This is a genomic window from Thermacetogenium phaeum DSM 12270 (assembly GCF_000305935.1).
Lineage (GTDB): Bacteria > Bacillota > DSM-12270 > Thermacetogeniales > Thermacetogeniaceae > Thermacetogenium > Thermacetogenium phaeum.
Genome location: NC_018870.1, coordinates 878,213 through 897,727 on the forward strand (window position 1 = coordinate 878,213; position 19,515 = coordinate 897,727).

The following is a 19,515-nucleotide window of genomic DNA, read 5'->3' on the forward strand; positions in this document are numbered from 1 at the left end:
AGAAAGGTAGGCGGGATTAACTGTGGCTGATCACTCCTTATACAAAAAAGCGGGTGTGGATATCGATGCCGGAAACCGTGCCGTCAAACTCATCGAGAAGCACGTGGCCTCCACCGTCCGGCCGGAGGTGCTGGGCGGTATCGGGGGCTTTTCCGGCCTTTTTGCTCTCGATATCGGCCGTTACCGGGAGCCGGTTTTGGTTTCCGGCAGCGACGGCGTCGGCACCAAGCTGAAGATTGCCCAGATGTTGGGGAAGCACGATACCGTCGGGATTGATCTGGTGGCCATGTGCGTCAACGACATCCTGGTTTGTGGTGCCGAGCCGCTGTTCTTTCTGGATTATGTTGCCTGCGGCAGGCTGCTCCCGGAACTGGTTGAGGAGATCGTCAAGGGGGTCGCCGCAGGCTGCCGGGAGGCGGGGTGCGCTCTCATCGGAGGGGAGACTGCAGAGATGCCCGACTTCTACCCGCCCGGGGAGTACGACCTGGCCGGTTTTGCGGTAGGGGCGGTCGAGCGGGGGGAGATCCTCGATGGGAGTGGGATCAGGGCAGGGGATGTTTTGATCGGCCTTCCCTCTTCAGGGGTGCACAGCAACGGTTTTTCCCTGGTGCGCCATATACTACGAGGTTGTGGGTTAAGCCTGTCTGATCCCTTTCCGGCAACCGGCCGCACCCTTGGGGAGGAGCTGTTGACTCCTACCAGAATCTATGTGAAAACGATTTTGGAGTTGAGAAAAAAGCCGGTTGCTCCGGCGATCAAAGGCGCTGCACACATCACCGGAGGCGGCCTCACGGAAAATACCACCCGTGTTTTGCCCGAGGGACTGGGTGTGGTGATCCGGCGCGGTGCCTGGCCGGTACCACCCGTCTTCCGCTTCCTGCAGGAGAAGGGGCAGGTGACGACGGAGGAGATGTACCGGGTCTTTAACATGGGGATCGGTTTCGTCGTCATCGTGGAGAAGGATAGGGCCGGAGATGTTTTGCTGGCGCTGCAGGAGCTGGGAGAGGAGCCCTTTGTCATCGGATCCGTCCGTGAGGGGTCCGGTGTTGATTATATTGATGACTTAAGAAGGTGAAAGATTATGGATAGGCTTCGCCTGGCGGTCCTGGTTTCGGGACGGGGGACGAACCTCAAGGCGATCATTGATGCCGTCGAAGTGGGAGCCCTCCAGGCCCAGGTCGTGGGGGTCTTCAGCGACAGACCGGATCCTTATGCCTTTGAGCATGCCAGGGAGCGCAACATTCCAACGGTATTCGTCGACCCGAAAAAATACCCCTCCAGGGAGGAGTACGATACTGCTCTGGCCCGGCAGGTGATGGAGTTGAAACCGGGTTGCATCGCCCTGGCGGGTTTCATGAGAGTATTGACTCCCGTTTTCCTGAATGCCTTCCCGGGGCGAGTTCTCAATATTCATCCCTCGCTTCTGCCCTCTTTCCCCGGCCTGGAAGCACAGCGGCAGGCACTGGAGTACGGAGTGCGCTATAGTGGATGTACCGTGCATTTTGTGGATCCCGGTGTCGATACCGGCCCCATCATCATTCAGTCGGTGGTCCCCGTCTATCAGGACGACACTCCGGAAACCCTGGCCGATCGCATTCTCGCCAAGGAGCACCTGACGTACCCGGCTGCCCTGCAGCTTTTTGCGGAGGGGAGATTGAGGCTTGAGGGCCGGAGGGTGATCATCGATTGGGAGAATAGAGCGCCGCAACAGCCGCGCGACTGCGTGCTGGAATGGCTGAAGAACAAGGATATTATCAAGGAGGTTACACCGAATGAGCGATCAAACTCCCAGCACAATTGAGGGGAAGAAGCGGGCAATTATCAGCGTTTCCGATAAGCAAGGGATAGCCGAATTCGCCCGGGCCTTGGTGGATCTTGGATATCACCTGATCTCTACCGGAGGGACGGCTGCCTTTTTGGAGGAGGCCGGAGTCCCCGTAGAGCGCGTGGAGGATGTTACGGGCTTTCCGGAGATCTTGGGCGGACGCGTCAAAACCCTGCACCCGAAGGTGCATGCCGGGATCCTGGCCAGGGATCTCCCGGAGGACCGGCGGCAGCTGGAGGAGCTGGATATCCAACCCATCAGTCTGGTTGTCGTCAACCTTTATCCCTTTGAAGAGACCGTTGCCCGGACGGGTGTGACCGTCCGGGAGGCCCTGGAGAAGATCGATATCGGCGGACCGACGATGGTAAGGGCTGCCGCTAAGAATTTCCAGAGGGTGGCCGTGGTGGTCAACCCCAACCGTTACCAGCAGATTATCCAGGAGCTGGAGGAAAAAGGAGAAATCAGTCTGGCTACCAGGCTGATGCTGGCCCAGGAGGCCTTCTGGCACACCGCCCGGTACGATGCTGCAATAGCCGGCTATCTAACCGGGATTAAAACCCCGGAAAGCCTCGATATTTCACCTGAAAAGGAAAAATATCCTTCCAGGTTGATGATTCCTCTTGTCAAGGTTGCCGACCTGCGTTACGGAGAGAACCCTCACCAGGGGGCAGCCTTTTACCGGGAGGACACAATGCCTCCTTACGGGGTTGCGGGAGCCCGTCAGTTCCATGGGAAGGAGCTGTCCTTTAACAACATTCTCGACCTGAATGCCGCCCTGAACGTTGTTGCGGAGTTCGAGGTTCCCGCTGCCGTGGTTATCAAGCACAGCTCCCCTTCAGGGGTGGCCTGTGCAGCCACCCTCGCCGAGTCCTACAGGCGTGCTTACGAGGCCAACGCCGTGGCCGCCTACGGAGGAGTGGTCGGCCTCAATAAGACGGTTGACAGGGATACGGCAGCCGCCCTTACGGAAACATTCCTGGAGGCGGTGATCGCCCCGGCTTACACCGAAGAAGCCCTGGCGGTTTTAAAGACCAAGAAGAATTTACGCATTCTTTGTGCCGGGGAGTTCGCCGATTTATACCGGGGAATGGATGTCAAAAGGGTGAGCGGGGGCTACCTGTTGCAGGATCCTGATGCCATCACCGATATCAACAGCCTGCCGCGAATGGGGCGGGTTGTGACGAAACGCCATCCCGATGAGAAGGAGTGGGAAGACCTCATCTTCTCCTGGATTGTGGTCAGGCATGTGTTTTCCAACGGCATCGTCCTGGCCCGGGACAGGCAGACGGTGGGCATCGGTGGGGGGCAGGTGAGCCGCGTCGCCGCCGCCCGGATTGCCCTGACCCAGGCCGGGGAGAAGGCGAGGGGGGCGGTACTCGCTTCCGACGGCTTTATGCCCTTCCCGGACACCCTTGAATATGCCGCCAAGAGCGGCGTTACCGCTGTGATTCAGCCCGGCGGTTCGATCCGGGATGAGGAAGTGATCGCCGCTGCCGATGCCGCAGGGATGGCGATGGTCTTCACCGGCAGGCGTCACTTCAAGCATTAGTGCACAGCATAAGTCCGTTTCCAAGGCCTTGTAATAAACGGGAAGATTTTCCGACGGCGGAGCTGATGGTGTGGTTGATTGAGGGGTTATCCTTGTCGGCGCAGCGACCTTGCGGAGGTTGTTACTAGCCTTGACGAAGAAGCATAGCAAGCAGCCGAATCGAGACAGGGTGTCGAGATAGGCGACTCTGCGGCAGGGATGCCGTCATATGAGCCGGTGGTTGCTTGTCTGGCGACAACTCTTAGGGCGAGTGAGACCGAAAGATCCGGGAGCAAGCACAAGGATAAATCGAAACGTATTTTCAGGACAGCACAATTATCGGCGGTCGGTAGTTGCCGGCAGGCTCTTGCCTGCCGGGTTGACAATCAGGGTAATGCTTAATTCAAACAAAACTAACGACGGGCCGCTTTGACCGGGAGGAAAGAGATGAGAGTTCTGGTAGTTGGCGGGGGTGGGCGGGAGCACACCCTGGTCTGGAAGCTCAAGCAGAGCCCTCTGGTGAAAAAAATTTACTGTGCCCCTGGAAACGGGGGGATCGCCAGTGATGCCGAGTGTGTGGCCATTCAGGGAGATGACGTGCAGGCCCTGGCCGACTTTGCGAGCCGGGAGAGGATCGACCTGACGATAGTGGGGCCGGAGGCGCCCCTTGTGGCCGGGATCAGGGACGTTTTCGAATCCCGGGGGCTCCGGTTGTTCGGCCCTACCGCCGGGGCCGCCCTCCTCGAGGGAAGCAAGGTTTTTGCCAAGAGGAGGATGCAGAGGTACGGCATTCCCACGGCATCGTGCGAGGTTTTCGATGATCCGGAGGCCGCCCTGCGTTATGTCCGAAGAGCCGGCAGGTGTGTGGTGAAGGCGGACGGCCTGGCGGCAGGCAAGGGGGTAATCGTTGCCGGGAGTCCCGCAGAGGCGGAGGAGGCCGTGCGGCTGATCATGGTGGAAAGGGCCTTCGGAGATGCGGGGAAGGCCGTGGTGGTTGAGGAGTTGCTGGAAGGGGAAGAGGTTAGCGTGCTGGCCTTTACCGACGGCAAAAGTATCAAGCCCCTTGTGGCCTCCCAGGACCACAAGCGGGCCTACGACGGGGATACCGGCCCTAACACAGGTGGAATGGGGGCGTACTCACCCCCACCGGTTTACACAGAGGAGCTGCATGAGCGGGTTTGCAGGGAAATCCTGGAGCCTCTGATCCGCGGACTGGCCGGCGATGGGATTGTGTACCAGGGGGTAATCTATGCCGGACTGATGATCACCTCAAAGGGGCCTTATGTTCTGGAGTTCAACTGCCGCTTTGGCGATCCGGAGGCCCAGGTTGTGATCCCGCGGCTGAAAACGGACCTGGTTGAGGTCGTAGAGGCCGTCCTGGATGAGCGGCTGGATGGTATCCGATTGGAGTGGGACCCGCGAGCTGCCGCCTGCGTAGTCCTGGCCTCCGGTGGCTACCCGGGGCGCTACGAGAAGGGGAAGGTAATCGCCGGGCTGAATGAGGTGCCCCCGGATGTGCTGGTCTTTCACGCCGGTACGGGACTGGCCGAAGGCAAACTGGTCACCAGCGGAGGAAGGGTGCTGGGTGTTACCGGTTTTGGCGCCACAGTGCGAGAGGCGGTGGATCGGGCTTACGCCGGGGTGGAGAAGATCCGCTTCGACGGTATGCACTTCCGGCGGGATATCGCCCACCGAGCCCTCAAATCCGGGGGGTGATCCTGTGATCCGCCTGGAAGACGTTCAGCAGAACCCGGAGGTTGAGGTGCTGATGAGAAAGGTCCACGAGTACCTGTCAACCATGCTGGCCATCACCCATGATGAGGAGCACGCCCGCCATGTGGCCAGTTTGAGCTACCGCATCCTGAAGGTGTTGGGATATCCGGAGCGGGAGGCAGAGCTGGCGGCTATAGCCGGGTATATGCACGATATCGGAAATGTCGTCAACAGGTATGAGCACGGCCGGAGCGGGGCGCTGATCGCCTTTCACCTGTTGCTGCGCATGGGGATGCCGCCGGAGGAGATTGCCACGGTGATCGCCGCCATCGGCAACCATGAGGAAAGGTCGGGAACTGCTGTGAGCAATGTGGCGGCAGCGGTCATTCTGGCAGATAAATCCAATGTGCATTATACCAGGGTCCGCAAGGAGGATGAGGCCACCTTCACCACCCGCGATCGGGTGAACTACGCTGCCCGGGAATCGTATCTGGAAGCCGACCCGGAAAGAAAAGAAATCGTCATGAACCTGAAAATCGACACCACCATCTGTTCGGTGATGGAGTATTTTGAAATCTTCATGACCAAAATGCTCCTCTGCCGGAGGGCGGCCAACTTTCTCAACTGCCGCTTCGGGCTGGTGATCAACGGAAGCCGCTTTCTTTAAAGCCATTTTGAAAGCCATTTTGGCGGCATTGCTCTCAAGCAGGGTTATCCCTGCTTTTATTTTTTTCTCCGGCTGGATACTAACGCATTCGTGCTTGGATTGGGCTGTGCTTTCTCCTTGCTTAGTTGGACGTTGGCTGCCTGAAGTTTCCTGCGTCTTGCCCGTGGGAAGATTGATTGTTCGCTGCTGTACCCCAGGTCTTCAGCGTAATGGTGCTCAATGAACTGAAACCGGAATAAATCACCCCCCATCGTTGAACAATAATTGGGGGTGTTGGGATCATGTTCTTAAAAGTGCTGTTGATCCTCTTGGCGGGAGCGGCGGTTGCGCTGTACGAAGTGCCGCGCCTGTTAAAACGGCAGATGCACCGTGAATTCTTCGCTTTCTGTGTCCTGTTCTTCATCGGGGTCGGTCTCACCGTTGCCCTGGCCCTCGACCTGCCCCTTCCTAACCCAACCAGTGTTGTGGAATTTGTCTTTGGCCCTCTCAGCAGAATGATATATTCCAGGTAGGGAGCATCCTTTAGGTCGGCCTTCACATTGCGGTTTAAATGACAGCTTCTCAAAGCTTCTCCATTCATTTTTGAACAAGTATACAATATTTACGGCGGCAATCTCTTGATATGCTTGCGGGGGATGCTATAATTTTTGTTAAAAGCAGATGGGTAAAGGGGCAAAGGCGTCCCTCCGACAGAGCGTTTGTCAGGAGGGATGCTTTTTTGGCAGGATGGGAGGGGGAACTGTTGTGCCTCACATCAATGTGCTGCTCGGCATTTCTTCAGAGGAATTGCGGGAGGGTATGAAGGATATCCTCACCGGGTCCGGATGCCGGATTTTGGCCGAAGCTACCAGTGTCCCCGATCTCCTCCGAAAAGTCAGGACCATCTCTTGCGATCTCGTAATTATGGATCTTCAATTAAGCGGCGGAAGTGTTCTGGAAGCCGCCAGGATCGTCGAAGAGGACGACCTGTCAGTGGTGTTGCTCCTGGTGAGCGACCTGAGCACCCAGGAGGTGCGTGATTTTCACTATCTGGTGTTACCTGTTGCCAGAAGGAGTGTTATTGCTGCAATAGATGCCGTTATGTTATACAAGAACCGCGTCCAGAGCCTGCGCAAGGATTTGCGTAAATTGAGAGAGGCCATGAATAACCGCAAGCTGATCGAAAGGGCCAAGGGAATTTTGATGAAGAGCCTCGGGCTCGATGAGCAGGACGCTTACAGGCTGCTTCAAAAACAGAGTATGGACAGGGGTGTACCGATGAAGGATATAGCTGCCGCTGTTATCCTGGCCAGTGAAATCGAAGGGAATAAGTAGGCCAGGTCTGAGGCTTCTTTATTCCCGTTGGGGTAATTCGAACAATAATACGTCTAACAAATGACATGAGATCCGGGGTACGAAGGTGTATCCCGCCAGCTTAAAGGAGAGGGCAACGGCGTCTTCTGGATATGAGGCAATATCCGAAGGCGTCTTTTTGTTTATTGAACAGGGGGAGCAGAGATGAGAAAAGAAGGGGAAGTAAGGATACCGTCTGGTTGCGCCGTGGCAGGTATCATCAACCGATCGGGGAAGGTTTTCTCCGCCCAGAAAATCGTTAGTTCCATCGCCAATATGAGGAACCGTTCCAATGGTTTGGGGGGAGGATTCGCGGGTTACGGCATCTACCCGGAGATGAAGGACTGTTATGCCCTGCATCTTTTTTACCGGACTACTGCCGCCCGCCAGGAAACGGAAGAGTTTCTGCGCAGACATTTTCAGATCAAAGCCGCTGAAATGATCCCCACCAGGAAGAACCGCTTTATTTCAGATGCTCCTGACATCTGGAGGTATTTTCTGCTTCCAAAAGATGACAGGTGCCACTTATCGGGGATTGATGAGGAGGATTATGTGGCACGCTGTGTCATGAGGATCAACAGCGAATTTCCTGGAGCTACAGTGGCCTCCGGTGGCAAAAACATGGGCGTTTTCAAGGCGGTCGGTTATCCGGAGGATGTGGCGGATTTCTACCGGCTGGAAGATTATCAGGCGTATCTCTGGATGGCCCATGGGAGGTTTCCCACCAATACTCCGGGCTGGTGGGGGGGCGCCCACCCCTTCACACTGCTGGATTGGGCGGTCGTGCATAACGGCGAAATTTCTTCCTATGACGCCAACCGCAGATACCTGGAGATGCGCGGTTACCGGTGCAACCTGCAGACCGACACCGAGGTGATTACCTATCTTTTAGATCTCCTGGTAAGGAAGGACGGGTTACCTCTCCGGACGGCGCTTGGGATCATGGCGGCACCTTTTTGGGATGAGATCGATCTGATGGATGAGGGGTCCGCCCGTACCTGGCGGGCACTTCGGGTGGTCTACGGCAGCGCTCTTTTGAACGGCCCCTTTTCGATTATCGTTGGCTGCCGTTGGGGGATGATCGCCATGAACGACCGCATCAAGCTGCGTCCCTTGGTGGCTGCCGTAAAGGGGGATTATGTTTTCGTTGCCAGCGAGGAATCGGCCATTCGGGCGATCTGTCCCTGCCCTGATCTGCTCTGGGCACCAAAGGGAGGAGAGCCTGTCTACGGTCTGTTGGAAGATAAATCCGGCCGGGCAGAGAGCCGGCTTTAGATGCAGCCGGGTTGTGTGAGGAGGGAGAGCTTATGGCGATGAGTCTCAGAACGGCGTTATATACGATCCAGAGAGACCCCGAACGCTGTATTGCCTGCCGGGTTTGTGTGCGGCAGTGCGCTTATGGCGTCCACCGTTGGGATGAGGAAACCGGACAGATTATCTCCGACGATGATTTGTGTGTTAACTGCCATCGCTGCGTGGTCTTCTGCCCGACAAAGGCGTTGACTGTTAGCAGAACGCCTTTGGAGTATACCGACAATGACAACTGGCAGAGAAGCGACATCGACCAGATCTACCTGCAGGCGGAAACCGGCGGAGTTTTGCTAACCGGTATGGGCAATGACCGTCCTTATCCGATTTACTGGGACCGCCTTTTGCTGAACGCCAGCCAGGTTACCAATCCTTCCATTGATCCCCTGCGCGAACCGGTTGAGCTGAAGACGATACTGGGACGCAAGCCGGATGCTCTTGAACTGCGTGATGGCGTCCTCAAAGAGCACTTACCTCCGCAGCTGGAACTGGATGTACCGATCATGTTCAGCGCCATGTCCTTTGGAGCGGTAAGCTTGAATACCCATAAATCCCTGGCGCGCGCTGCCGTCAGTGAGGGGATTTACTGGAACTGCGGGGAGGGCGGATTGCACCCCGATCTGGCTCCTTATGCAGAACGCCTTATCGTTCAGGTGGCTTCAGGGCGGTTTGGAGTAAACGTCGATTACCTCAATCAGGCTGCTGCTGTGGAAATCAAAATCGGCCAGGGAGCCAAACCAGGTATCGGCGGGCATCTGCCCGGACACAAGGTGGGCAAGGAAGTCAGCAGGACTCGCATGATCCCTCTTGGCAGTGATGCCATTTCTCCTGCTCCTCATCATGACATCTACTCCATCGAGGACCTCCGGCAGTTGATCTACTCGCTGAAAGAGGCTACCGGGTATCGAAAGCCTGTCGCCGTCAAGATTGCGGCGGTTCATAATGTGGCAGCCATCTCTTCCGGTGTGGTCAGAGCCGGAGCGGACATTCTCGTTATTGACGGTTTTAGGGGAGGAACCGGAGCAGCTCCCCTGCGGATAAGGGATAATGTGGGCATCCCTATTGAACTGGCGCTGGCTGCCGTTGACACTCGGCTACGGGAAGAGGGGATTCGCAATCAGGCTTCACTGGTGATCTCCGGTGGGATCCGGAACAGTTCGGATGTTGTTAAAGCGATTGCTCTGGGAGCAGATGCGGTCTATCTGGGCACTGCTGCACTCATCGCTCTCGGTTGCCATATGTGTCAGAAGTGTTACCGGGGGAAGTGCAGTTGGGGGATAGCCACAACCGACCCTTATCTGGCGAAGCGGCTGAATCCGGATATCGGTGCCCGCAGGGCGTCCAATCTGATCCGGGCCTGGAAGCATGAAATCAAGGAAATGCTCGGGGGAATGGGCATCAACGCCATTGAAAGCTTACGGGGTAATCGCCTGGCCTTGCGGGGGGTCGATCTGACGGAGCGAGAACTGGAGATACTTCAAGTCAAGGCTGCCGGAGAGTAGGTGGGAAGAAAATGAGCAAAAGAGTTATTTGCAAAGAGGATGTCTGCATTGGGTGCCACCTGTGCGAAATCAACTGTATTACAGCACATTCGTCTTATCCGCATGACATCTGGAAGGCGTTCAAGCTGCAGAAGGAAAGGCCGATTGCCAGGGTGCTGGTAGAAGAGAAGGGGGAAACATCCTTTGCCCTTTCGTGCCGCCAGTGCAGGGAACCGGAGTGCGTCAAATCCTGCCTGACGGGCGCTCTCAGGATTGACCCGGTCAGCGGTGTTGTTGTCCTTGCACAGGAACGCTGTATCGGTTGCTGGACCTGCATCGTCTCCTGCCCCTACGGTGCAATTAGGCCTTCGGGAGGGAAGAGGATGGTGGCGGCGAAGTGTGACCTCTGCCAGGGCATCCGGGAGGTTCCGGCCTGTGTAGCCGGTTGCCCGAACGATGCTCTGGAATTGGCGGACGGGAGGGAAGAATAGATGATAAACCATCTCATCATCGGCAACTCAGCTGCAGCGATTGGGGGGGTAGAGGGCATCAGGCGAAGCGATCGGGAGAACCCCATCACCTTGATAGCGGAAGAACCGTACCCCTGTTACTCTCGCCCGTTGATTTCCTACTACCTGGAAGGGAAGGTAGCCGAGAACGAGATGGGCTATCGCGGGGCCGACTTTTATGCGGCTAACCGGGTAGAAGCCAGGCTGGGTGTCAGAGCTCAAAGGATAGATCCCGACCGGCAGGAGGTAATCCTCGAAACCGGTGAGGTGCTCCCTTATGACCGGCTGCTGATTGCCACTGGTTCCCGTCCGGTAACACCCCCCATCAAGGGAATAGAGAAGAAAGGGGTCTTCTTTTTTAACAAGCTTGATTATGCGCGGGCACTGCGCCAGTATGTCTCCCCGGGCTCACGGTGCGCGGTGATCGGAGGGGGATTGACCGGATTGAAAGCCGCGGAAGCCCTGGTCCACCTCGGTGCCCGGGTGCTGGTTACCGATATTTCCTCCTGTCTTTTAAGCTCCATTCTGGATCCGGCAGGAGCGGAGATTGTCAAAAGGCACCTGGCGGGATCCGGGATCGGTTTTCAGCTGGGCGTTCCGGTTGTGGAGCTTGCCGGCGATTCTCGGGTTGAGGGTTTAATCTTCGCCGACGGGGGATCTAAAGCTGTTGATGCCGTGATCGTGGCCACCGGGGTGCGGCCGAATCTGGAGGTTGTGAGTGATACCGGTGTGGATGTCGGTCAGGGGATAATTGTTGACAACCAGCTGCAGACAAATCTGCCGGGCATCTTTGCAGCAGGGGATGTTTCCGAAGGATGGGATATCGTTCTACAACAGCGCAGGGTGATTGCCAATCTACCTAATGCCTATAGACAGGGGGAAACGGCCGGACGGAACATGGCCGGTGAGAAGGTAGTCTATCCCGGCGGGGTGGCTCTGAATTCGGTCAGTTTCTTTGGATTAGCGATCGCTACTGCCGGCATCAGCAATTCTGAAGATGCCGGGGTGGAGGCGGTTCGATACCTGAAGGAAGCGGAGAAGATTTACCGCCGCCTGAACTTTCGTGAAGGACGGCTAGTGGGTTATATCTGTATCGGGGAGATCAGCCGAGTGGGGATACTGACGGCCCTGATTAAGAGCAGGACGCCTCTGGCAGACAAACGCCAGGGTTTGTTAAAGGGCGATTTCGGTCTAGTTGATCTTCCGGAAGAGGTGCGCCTCAGCTGGCGGTGGGAGAGGGGTGAACTTACTTGGAGGTTCTGATCAAGGCCAATGGCAGGCATTACCGGGAACTGAACGCCGAGGTGAGATCCGCCCTGGCAAGGGGGGCATCTAAGGTGACATTGGATGGTGTCAACGGCCAGTACTATATCGGTGCGGGTCTCCAGGGTGCTCGGCGTTTGATCATCAACGGTACGCCGGGTAATGACATTGGCTGCTACCTGGATGGGCCTGAACTGGTTATTCACGGCAATGCCCAGGATGTTTTGGGGAATACCATGAACAGCGGGAGGATAATTGTCCACGGAAGCGCCGGGGACGTTTTGGGTTACGGGATGCGTGGGGGGGAGATTTTCGTCCGGGACAATGTCGGATACCGGGTGGGTATTCACATGAAGGAATACCGCGACCAGTGCCCGGTTATCGTCATCGGTAATAGCGCTGGCGCCTTTTTGGGCGAGTACATGGCCGGCGGCCGGATTATTGTTCTCGGTCTGCGGGGAGAGGGAAGAATTGTCGGAAGTCACTGCGGTTCCGGCATGCACGGGGGATGCATTTACGTCAGGGGAAGGGTGGAGGAAAAGCAACTGAGTCCGGATGTTCTGTCCGTTCCGCTCGATGAGAGTGACATCAAGCTTCTTGATTCTTATTTCAAGAGATTTTGTGAATATTTCGGGGTTGACCGCTCTGCGCTGTTGGATTTGGCTTTCCAAAAGTTTGTCCCCAGGGGAAATCGCCCCTATGCTGGGCTGTACACGGGCTTATGAGAGGGGGTGCGCTTTCCTCATGGGTTCATGGGTTCGGGGGGTTTCCTTGAGCGGTATCCACGGGTATCTCCGGTCTGGATGGGATTCAGGATCATCTGCGGCCGGGGGGCAATGTGGTATGACAGATAGGTGAGGTTGGGGGCTACCATCATTTTGTGGAGTCTTTCGCCCGCCGGGCGGTGGCGGATGGGCGGAGGGTCGTCTACTTGCGCTTTGGGAAGGGGCTTTTCGGATAACCCGGGTGCCCGGTAAGAACGTGAAGGGGGAAGAAGATGATGAAGGTGCCGCGCCTGATGATCGCTGCCGTTCGCAGCGGAGCGGGAAAAACGAGTATCGCTACGGGTCTCATGGGAGCCCTGACCGCCCGCGGCTACCGCGTCCAGGGGTTCAAGGTAGGCCCCGATTTTATCGATCCCGGCTATCATACTGCTGTAACGGGTGCGGCTTCGCGTAACCTCGATGCCTGGCTGCTCTCCCCTGGCGGGGTGTGTGAGTTGTTCGGGAGGGCGGTAGCCGGTAAGGACATTGCCATCATCGAAGGGGTGATGGGGGTCTTTGACGGCCTGCAGGGGGGTGGGGAAAGGGGGAGCAGCGCCGAAATGGCCAAACTGCTGGATTGCCCCGTTGTGCTTGTTATAGATGTGCAGGCGCAGGCGCGGAGCGCGGTTGCGGAGTATTTGGGGTGCCGCGCCTTTGACCCGCAGCTTCCCCTGGCAGGGGTGATCCTCAATCGCGTGCAGGGGCCCAGGCACCTGGAGCTGTTGCGGGAGAGCTTCCGGGAGGCGGGGAATATCCCGGTGCTGGGGGCAATCCGGGATGGGAGTATCCCTTCTTTAAAAGAGCGGCATCTCGGTCTTGTACCTGTCACCGAACAGCAGCAGGTAAAGCAGGTTCTTCCGAAGCTGGTAGAGGCGGTTTCGGCTCAAGTTGACCTGGACGGGATTGTCCGATTGGCCGCAAGTGCTTCTTCAGGGTGCGGTTCCTGCTGCAAAGGGCGGTCTGCCGCTGGTGATCGTCTCGCTGCCGCTGCGAAAAGATTCAATATCCAGGAGCCTCCTCCGCCGGGTGGCGAGAGGGTGCTCCTGGCGTACGCCTGGGATGATGCCTTCCATTTTTATTACAGGGACGGGTTGGACCTGTTGGAGAGGCTGGGAGGGGATCTGGTTCCTTTTAGCCCCCTACGTGACCGGAGACTGCCGGCGGGTATAAGTGGAATCCTCCTGGGAGGGGGGTTTCCGGAGCTTTTCTGCCGGCAGCTGGCGGAAAACAGGGAAATGATGCGCTGCCTGCGCCGTGCCCACGCTGAAGGAATGCCCATCTATGCCGAGTGCGGTGGGTTTATGTACCTCTGCAGGCAAATTTTTGACGGCCGGGGGGATGCCCATCCCATGGTGGGGTTGGTGCCGGGCTCGTGCCGCTTGGAAAAGCATCTTACCGGGATAGGGTATGTTGAAGCTTCTGCCCTTTCTGACAATGTCCTCTGCCGGTCGGGAGAAGTGCTGCGAGGTCACGAGTTTCATTATTCATCTTTTATCCCTGAGGAGGAACCTTTTCCCTGGGCGTTTTCCTTTCGAAAGGGGAACCGCCTGGTAAGACGTGATGGTTATGCCTCCGGGAATCTCCTCGCTACTTACCTGCACTTTCACTTTTTATCTTCCACTCAGGCTGCGGCCCGCTTTTTGGCTTTCTGTCGCTCCTGGCTAAAAAAGGGCGGCGGGTAGCCCCTCTTCACCGGAGGTGAGCGGCGAACCTCAGGGGGTCAGCTTTTGCAATAATCTTCGTGAAACTTGCAGGTGATGGGCATCCGCCTGTCTTTGCCGAAGGCGCGGGGGGTGATCCGGACGCCGGGAGGGGCCTGCCGCCTCTTATATTCATTTCCGTCAATCATGGCAATTATCCGGCGCGCCTGCTCGGGATCGCTACCGGCGTCGATCATTTCTTCAAGGCTTAGATCCTCTTCCACATACTGCTCGATGATCTGATCGAGGATGGAATAGGGCGGCAGGTCATCCTCATCCTTCTGATTTTCCCGTAGCTCAGCGGTTGGTGCCTTTTTCAGCACCCTTTGCGGGATAATGTCTTTTCCGGCAACCATATTCCGGTAACGGGCCAGGCGATAAACGAGTGTTTTCGGGAGATCCTTCAGAACCGCAAATCCCCCGGCCATATCTCCGTACAGGGTGGCGTAGCCGACGCTGAGCTCGCTTTTGTTCCCAGTCGTTAAGACGATCCCGCCGTATTGGTTGGCCAGGGCCATGAGGATATTTCCCCTGATCCGCGCCTGGATGTTCTGCATGGTGATATCGGCGATCTGACAGCCGCAGGCGGGGTTGAGGATTTTGATGTAGGCATCGAAAATCTCTTCGATGGGAATGGTAAGGATATCGATGTCAAGGTTTGCTGCCAGCTCCCGGGCGTCCTCAGCGCTTTCCCGGGAGGTGAACGGCGATGGCATGAAGATTCCGGTTATTCGCTCCCGCCCCAAGGCATCGACGGCGACGGCGGCGGTCAGGGAGGAATCGATCCCGCCGCTCAACCCGATAAAGGCGCGCCTGAACCCGTTTTTATCAAGATAATCCCGGACACCCAGGACCAGGGCCGCGTAGATCTCCGCTTCCTCCTGCTTGTTCTCTTCCCGGTTTGGTTTTCCCGTTTTCAGCGGGGGGTAAGCTCTCCCGGAGCGGCCGGAAATGAAAACCCTACGCAACTCCTGCTGGGGTTGGTCGGGAGGCGCTCTGAGCTCCCGGTGGCGGATATCGTGAAGCCGGGTGCGGAGTATCCTTTCTGCAGTGATGTCAGCGAAGAGGATGTCTTCCCGGAAGGAGGCACCTTTCCCGATCAGCCTGCCCTGTTCATCGAAAATCATGCTGTTCCCGTCAAAGACCAGCTCATCCTGGCCGCCGACGAGGTTCACGAAAGCCAGAAAACAGGTGTGGTCGGCAGCCCTTACGGCCATCATCTCTCTCCGCTGGTAGTGCTTGCCCCGATGGTAAGGGGAAGCGCTCAGATTGAGGATGATTTCCGCCCCTCCGCAGTGGGTTTCTAGAAGGGCGGGGCCCAGCGGATGCCAGATGTCCTCGCAAATGGTAAGTCCTACATTGACCCCGGCACAGGTGAAAACGAGGCCTCCCGTTCCGCTCTGGAAATAGCGTTTCTCATCGAAGACACCGTAGTTGGGGAGATAGTTTTTATGGTAGACATCCACAAGGGAGCCCTTGTGCAGGAGCGCCGCCGCATTATAGACGTTGCCCTCCCGAACATCGATGCAGCCGACGACGATAACCGGTTCCAGGTCCCTCGTAAAACCTGCCAGTTTCTCGAGGGAGTTGCTGGCGGCTGCCAGGAAGCTGGTTTTAAGGAGCAGGTCCTCTGGGGGATATCCGGTAAGGGCCAGTTCCGGGAAGCAGATCAGGTCCGCCCCCCAGGCTGCCGCTTGACGGGCAAAGCCGGTAATTTTTTGCAAATTACCGGCCAGATCCCCTACTGTGGAATTGATTTGGGCAAGGGCGAGGCGCACGGCTACTCCCCCTTTAAAGGTCAAAATAGAGGTGGAATTCGTATGGATGAGGGCGCAGCTTGATGGCATCGATCTCCCGTTCTCGTTTGTACCTGATCCAGACGTCGAGCAGGTCCGCAGTAAAGACGTTTCCTTTCAGCAGGAAGTCATGGTCCTGCTCCAGGGCGATAAGCGCTTCTTCCAGCGACCCTGGCACTGTTTTGACTTTATGCGCCTCCGGTCCCTCCAGTTTATAGATGTTTTTTTCTATCGGTTCACCGGGGTCGATCTCCCTTTCAATCCCGTCGAGACCCGCCATCAGCATGGCGGCGAAGGCCAGATAGGGGTTGCAGGTACAGTCGGGAGGGCGAAATTCGATGCGTTTGCTTTTAGGGTTGTTTGAGTACATCGGAATCCGGATGGCGGCGCTTCTGTTCCGTGAAGAGTAAGTCAGATTGACTGGGGCTTCGAATCCGGGAACCAGTCTTTTGTAGGAGTTGGTTGTGGGGGCGCAGAAGGCCATCAGTGCCGGGGCGTGCTCGAGCAGTCCGCCGATGTAATACTTGGCGGTTTGACTGATTTGAGCATAGCCGTCGGGGTCAAAGAAAAGGTTGGTCCCATCTTTCCAAAGGGACTGATGGGTGTGCATTCCCGAACCGTTGTCCTGGAAAAGCGGTTTGGGCATAAATGTGGCTACTTTGTTGTGGCGTCTGGCGATATTCTTGACAATATACTTGTATTTCATGCATTTATCGGCCATTTTGGTCAGAGTATCGAACTTCATATCGATTTCCCCTTGTCCCCCGCTGGCCACCTCATGGTGGTGTACTTCAATGCCGTTCCCGATTTCGAGCATGGCAAGGACGATTTCGCTGCGCAGGTCATGCAAGGAATCGTGGGGAGGAACCGGAAAATAACCTTCCTTATAGCGAGGTTTGTAGCCGAGGTTCGGCTTTTCTTCGCGCCCTGTGTTCCATTCCCCTTCGATGGAGTCGACGAAATAGTATCCGCAATGCACAGTCTGGTCAAAGCGCACGTCGTCGAAAATGAAAAATTCCATTTCCGGGCCCCAGTAGCTGGTATCGGCGATGCCCGACTCCTTGAGGTAGGACTCGGCCTTTTTCGCTACAAAGCGGGGATCCCTGGTATAGGGTTCTTTTGTGATCGGGTCGTAGATGTCACAGATCAGAGACAGGGTGGGAACACTGCAGATTGGATCGACGATTGCAGTGTCGGGGTCCGGAATCAGGATCATGTCGCTTTCCTGGATCTCTTGAAAGCCCCGAATACTGGAGCCGTCAAAACCCAGCCCTTCTCTGAAGACCTCATCCGTCAGTTCCCCGGCGGGAATCGTGAAATGCTGCCAGAGGCCGGGTAAGTCGTTGAATTTCATATCGATGAACTGAATTCCTTTTTCCTTCACTAAGGCTACTACTTCCTCCGGTTTCATCATCTTACCTCCTCGTTGTTTGTTGATCTCAAGGTTCAATTCAGCTTAACCAGACTTCCGGTTGTCACCTCCCCGCAGACCAATAAAGAACTCCTGCCGGCAGCACTGCGGCAGGAGCCCCCTTGCTCCAAAAATGACGAAAGCCCTCCTCTGCGATAGGAGGGCTTCATTACCCCGGTACAGACAACATCGCCTGAACGAAGGATGTTCTTTTTTCAATCTTTATTATAGCCGGATCTTGAGAACTGTCAACGCCAAAGTGGGGTCTGTGAGGCAAATATACATGATACATTGCGTGACTCATACAATGACCACATGATAGTCTCGCAACCACATATCTACCTGTACCAGGTAGGCCAGGTACTGGGCTCCTCCCATGAGCTGGCTGAACCATGCCGGATTGAAGTCCCGGGCAGAGGACAGAATGACCTGTCGGACCGCTTCACGGTTGATTAGAGGAAGCAGGGGGGAATTGGGGTCGGAGATCACCTGGAGGGCGAGTGAGCGCACTGCTTCCAAAAAAGCGGGATGATGGGTCTTCGGGTAGGGACTCTTGCGCCGGTTGAGAACATCATCGGGCAGTATCCCTCTGAGCGCCCTACGCAGGATCCCCTTTGGCATCTTGCCGCAGGTCTTCATTCTCCAGGGAATATTCCAGACGTATTCGACCAGGCGGTGGTCGCAGTAGGGGACTCTTACCTCCAGCCCGGTAGCCATGCTCATCCGGTCCTTGCGGTCGAGCAGGATCGGCATGAATCTGGTGATGTTCAAATAGAGAAGTTTCCGCATCCTCTTTTCGTAAGCTTCTTCCCCCTCCAGGTGCGGTACTTCCGCCAAGGCTTCTCGGTACCTTGCTGACAGATACTCTTGCGGCTGTATCCTCTCGACTAGATCCGGCGAGAGCAGGCGCATCCGCTCAGGGAGCATGCGGATCCAGGGGAAGCCGTCGTTAGCGATGCTCTCCTGATTGTAAAACCAGGGGTAGCCGCCGAAGATCTCGTCCGCAGCTTCACCGGAGAGGGCGACTGTGGCCTCTTTTTTGATCTCCCGGCAAAACAGGAGCAGGGAGGCATCGACGTCGGCCATTCCAGGCAGGTCGCGCGCCCGCAGGGCGCTTTCCAAAGCATCAACCAGATCGGGAGTGTCAATGACGATATTGTGATGATTGCTCTTCAGGAATGTGGAGACTCTCCGGACCCAAGGGGAGTCGGCACCGGCCTCGAACTGGTTGGGCCGGAAAAACCGGTTGTTGTCGACATAGTCCACCGAATAGGTGTTCAGAGTGCCTGTACCGCTACGCGACGAGGCCTCGCTGGCGAAGGCTGCAATAGCACTGGAATCAAGGCCTCCTGAAAGCAGAATGCAGACCGGCACGTCGGCCATGAGCTGCCTCTCAGCGGCATCCTGAAGGAGGTTGCGCACTTTGGCGGCGGTTGTTTCCAAGTCATCGGGATGAGGACGGCTTTCCAGCCGCCAATAAGGGGAGGTCCTGACCCCCCTGCGGTCATAGATCAGCCAGTATCCCGGCTTGAGCTCCTTGATCCCCCGAAAGATGCCGTGTCCCGGTGTTCTGGCGGGACCCATGACAAAGATTTCTGCCAGCCCCTCGCTATCCACCTCCGGGTGGATCGTGGGATTGGCCAGGAGTGTCTTGATTTCCGAGCCAAAGATGAAAGAGCCGTTTCTTTCGGCATAGAAAAGCGGTTTAACTCCCAGTCGGTCGCGCGCCAGGAACAGGCTCTGTTCGGTTTCATCCCAGATGCCAAAGGCAAAGATGCCGTTGAGCCGCTCGAGACACCTTTCCCCCCACTCGATGTAAGAGAGGAGCAGCACCTCTGTGTCGGAGTGACCGAAAAAAATATGGCCGCGCTGCTCCAGTTCGCGGCGCAGCTCGTTGGTGTTATACAGCTCCCCGTTATAGACCAGGATGTACCGCTGTTTTCCGCGTTTCCTCACCATAGGCTGCCCGCCGCCCCTGGGGTCGACCACGATCAGCCGGCGATGAACCAGGGCAGCCCACGGGGAGATCCACATCCCTTCGGCATCGGGCCCCCGGTTGACGAGGGTTTCTTGCATTACCCTCAGTTCTGGCAGCTGTTTTCTCAGGTCCCTCTTCCAGTCAATCCAGCCTGCGATTCCACACATCGGCCTTTCCGCTCCTTTCACTTGTGTTTCCAAAATAAAAGGCGCCGAACTTAAAAAGTATCCGGCGCCGTTG

16 protein-coding genes are annotated in these 19,515 nt (G+C 56.7%); 13 read left to right on the forward strand and 3 right to left on the reverse strand.

The annotated features are described in order from the left end of the window. The first annotated feature begins 22 nt into the window (after positions 1-22). The 13 genes from purM to TPH_RS04315 all read left to right on the forward strand — a co-directional run bounded on the left by purM (position 23) and on the right by TPH_RS04315 (position 14,072). Complete coding sequence (gene purM, locus TPH_RS04255; RefSeq protein WP_015049959.1) at positions 23-1,075, forward strand: phosphoribosylformylglycinamidine cyclo-ligase; 1,053 nt, start codon at positions 23-25, stop codon at positions 1,073-1,075. Between the two features lie 6 nt (positions 1,076-1,081). Next, on the forward strand, positions 1,082-1,801 hold the full coding sequence (purN, locus tag TPH_RS04260) for a phosphoribosylglycinamide formyltransferase (RefSeq protein ID WP_015049960.1): 720 nt from the start codon (positions 1,082-1,084) through the stop codon (positions 1,799-1,801). Further along, the gene (gene purH, locus TPH_RS04265) at positions 1,773-3,374 is read left to right on the forward strand and encodes a bifunctional phosphoribosylaminoimidazolecarboxamide formyltransferase/IMP cyclohydrolase (protein ID WP_015049961.1); all 1,602 of its coding nucleotides are present in this window, start codon (positions 1,773-1,775) and stop codon (positions 3,372-3,374) included. The genes purN and purH overlap by 29 nt, the downstream gene beginning before the upstream one ends. A 426-nt stretch (positions 3,375-3,800) precedes the next feature. Beyond that, entirely contained in the window at positions 3,801-5,069 is a 1,269-nt protein-coding gene (gene purD / locus TPH_RS04270; protein ID WP_015049962.1) for a phosphoribosylamine--glycine ligase, read from the forward strand. Positions 5,070-5,073: 4 nt separating this feature from the next. Continuing rightward, positions 5,074-5,733 carry an HD domain-containing protein gene (locus TPH_RS04275; protein ID WP_015049963.1) on the forward strand — a complete coding sequence of 220 codons (660 nt, stop codon included), beginning with the start codon at positions 5,074-5,076 and terminating at the stop codon, positions 5,731-5,733. Positions 5,734-6,014: 281 nt separating this feature from the next. Then, the gene (locus tag TPH_RS04280) at positions 6,015-6,245 is read left to right on the forward strand and encodes a hypothetical protein (protein ID WP_015049964.1); all 231 of its coding nucleotides are present in this window, start codon (positions 6,015-6,017) and stop codon (positions 6,243-6,245) included. Between the two features lie 232 nt (positions 6,246-6,477). After that, positions 6,478-7,047 (forward strand): ANTAR domain-containing response regulator, encoded by a 570-nt coding sequence (locus TPH_RS04285; RefSeq protein ID WP_015049965.1) that lies wholly within the window; start codon positions 6,478-6,480, stop codon positions 7,045-7,047. 183 nt (positions 7,048-7,230) lie between these two features. After that, positions 7,231-8,340, forward strand: a complete 1,110-nt coding sequence (locus tag TPH_RS04290; RefSeq protein WP_015049966.1) for a class II glutamine amidotransferase — start codon at positions 7,231-7,233, stop codon at positions 8,338-8,340. Positions 8,341-8,372: 32 nt separating this feature from the next. After that, a complete protein-coding gene (locus TPH_RS04295; protein ID WP_015049967.1) occupies positions 8,373-9,875 on the forward strand; it encodes a glutamate synthase-related protein in 1,503 nt (500 codons plus the stop codon). A gap of 11 nt (positions 9,876-9,886) precedes the next feature. Further along, positions 9,887-10,345, forward strand: coding sequence for a 4Fe-4S dicluster domain-containing protein (locus tag TPH_RS04300; protein ID WP_015049968.1), 459 nt, complete (start codon positions 9,887-9,889; stop codon positions 10,343-10,345). After that, positions 10,346-11,626, forward strand: coding sequence for an NAD(P)/FAD-dependent oxidoreductase (locus TPH_RS04305; RefSeq protein WP_015049969.1), 1,281 nt, complete (start codon positions 10,346-10,348; stop codon positions 11,624-11,626). Continuing rightward, positions 11,614-12,351, forward strand: a complete 738-nt coding sequence (locus tag TPH_RS04310; protein ID WP_015049970.1) for a GltB/FmdC/FwdC-like GXGXG domain-containing protein — start codon at positions 11,614-11,616, stop codon at positions 12,349-12,351. The genes TPH_RS04305 and TPH_RS04310 overlap by 13 nt, the downstream gene beginning before the upstream one ends. A gap of 272 nt (positions 12,352-12,623) precedes the next feature. Further along, positions 12,624-14,072, forward strand: a complete 1,449-nt coding sequence (locus TPH_RS04315; RefSeq protein WP_028991076.1) for a cobyrinate a,c-diamide synthase — start codon at positions 12,624-12,626, stop codon at positions 14,070-14,072. A 38-nt stretch (positions 14,073-14,110) separates the two neighbouring features. Here the strand turns inward: TPH_RS04315 and TPH_RS04320 are convergent, their stop codons facing one another. The 3 genes from TPH_RS04320 to asnB form a co-directional block, all read right to left on the reverse strand. Next, positions 14,111-15,868 (reverse strand): NAD+ synthase, encoded by a 1,758-nt coding sequence (locus tag TPH_RS04320; protein ID WP_015049972.1) that lies wholly within the window; start codon positions 15,866-15,868, stop codon positions 14,111-14,113. 13 nt (positions 15,869-15,881) lie between these two features. Then, positions 15,882-17,300: a type I glutamate--ammonia ligase gene (gene glnA, locus TPH_RS04325; protein ID WP_248642560.1), complete on the reverse strand. Its 1,419-nt coding sequence runs from the start codon at positions 17,298-17,300 to the stop codon at positions 15,882-15,884. A 297-nt stretch (positions 17,301-17,597) separates the two neighbouring features. Continuing rightward, a complete protein-coding gene (gene asnB / locus TPH_RS04330; protein WP_015049974.1) occupies positions 17,598-19,442 on the reverse strand; it encodes an asparagine synthase (glutamine-hydrolyzing) in 1,845 nt (614 codons plus the stop codon). Positions 19,443-19,515 lie beyond the last annotated feature (73 nt).

Excerpts from the sequence above, each read along its gene's own strand:
- TPH_RS04305 (WP_015049969.1), top strand. The coding sequence starts at position 10,346 with ATGATAAACCATCTCATCATCGGCAACTCAGCTGCAGCGATTGGGGGG.
- purH (WP_015049961.1), top strand. The coding sequence starts at position 1,773 with ATGAGCGATCAAACTCCCAGCACAATTGAGGGGAAGAAGCGGGCAATT.
- TPH_RS04295 (WP_015049967.1), top strand. The coding sequence starts at position 8,373 with ATGGCGATGAGTCTCAGAACGGCGTTATATACGATCCAGAGAGACCCC.
- purD (WP_015049962.1), top strand. The coding sequence starts at position 3,801 with ATGAGAGTTCTGGTAGTTGGCGGGGGTGGGCGGGAGCACACCCTGGTC.
- TPH_RS04280 (WP_015049964.1), top strand. The coding sequence starts at position 6,015 with ATGTTCTTAAAAGTGCTGTTGATCCTCTTGGCGGGAGCGGCGGTTGCG.
- asnB (WP_015049974.1), bottom strand. The coding sequence starts at position 19,442 with ATGTGTGGAATCGCAGGCTGGATTGACTGGAAGAGGGACCTGAGAAAA.
- TPH_RS04290 (WP_015049966.1), top strand. The coding sequence starts at position 7,231 with ATGAGAAAAGAAGGGGAAGTAAGGATACCGTCTGGTTGCGCCGTGGCA.
- TPH_RS04315 (WP_028991076.1), top strand. The coding sequence starts at position 12,624 with ATGATGAAGGTGCCGCGCCTGATGATCGCTGCCGTTCGCAGCGGAGCG.
- TPH_RS04300 (WP_015049968.1), top strand. The coding sequence starts at position 9,887 with ATGAGCAAAAGAGTTATTTGCAAAGAGGATGTCTGCATTGGGTGCCAC.
- purN (WP_015049960.1), top strand. The coding sequence starts at position 1,082 with ATGGATAGGCTTCGCCTGGCGGTCCTGGTTTCGGGACGGGGGACGAAC.
- glnA (WP_248642560.1), bottom strand. The coding sequence starts at position 17,300 with ATGATGAAACCGGAGGAAGTAGTAGCCTTAGTGAAGGAAAAAGGAATT.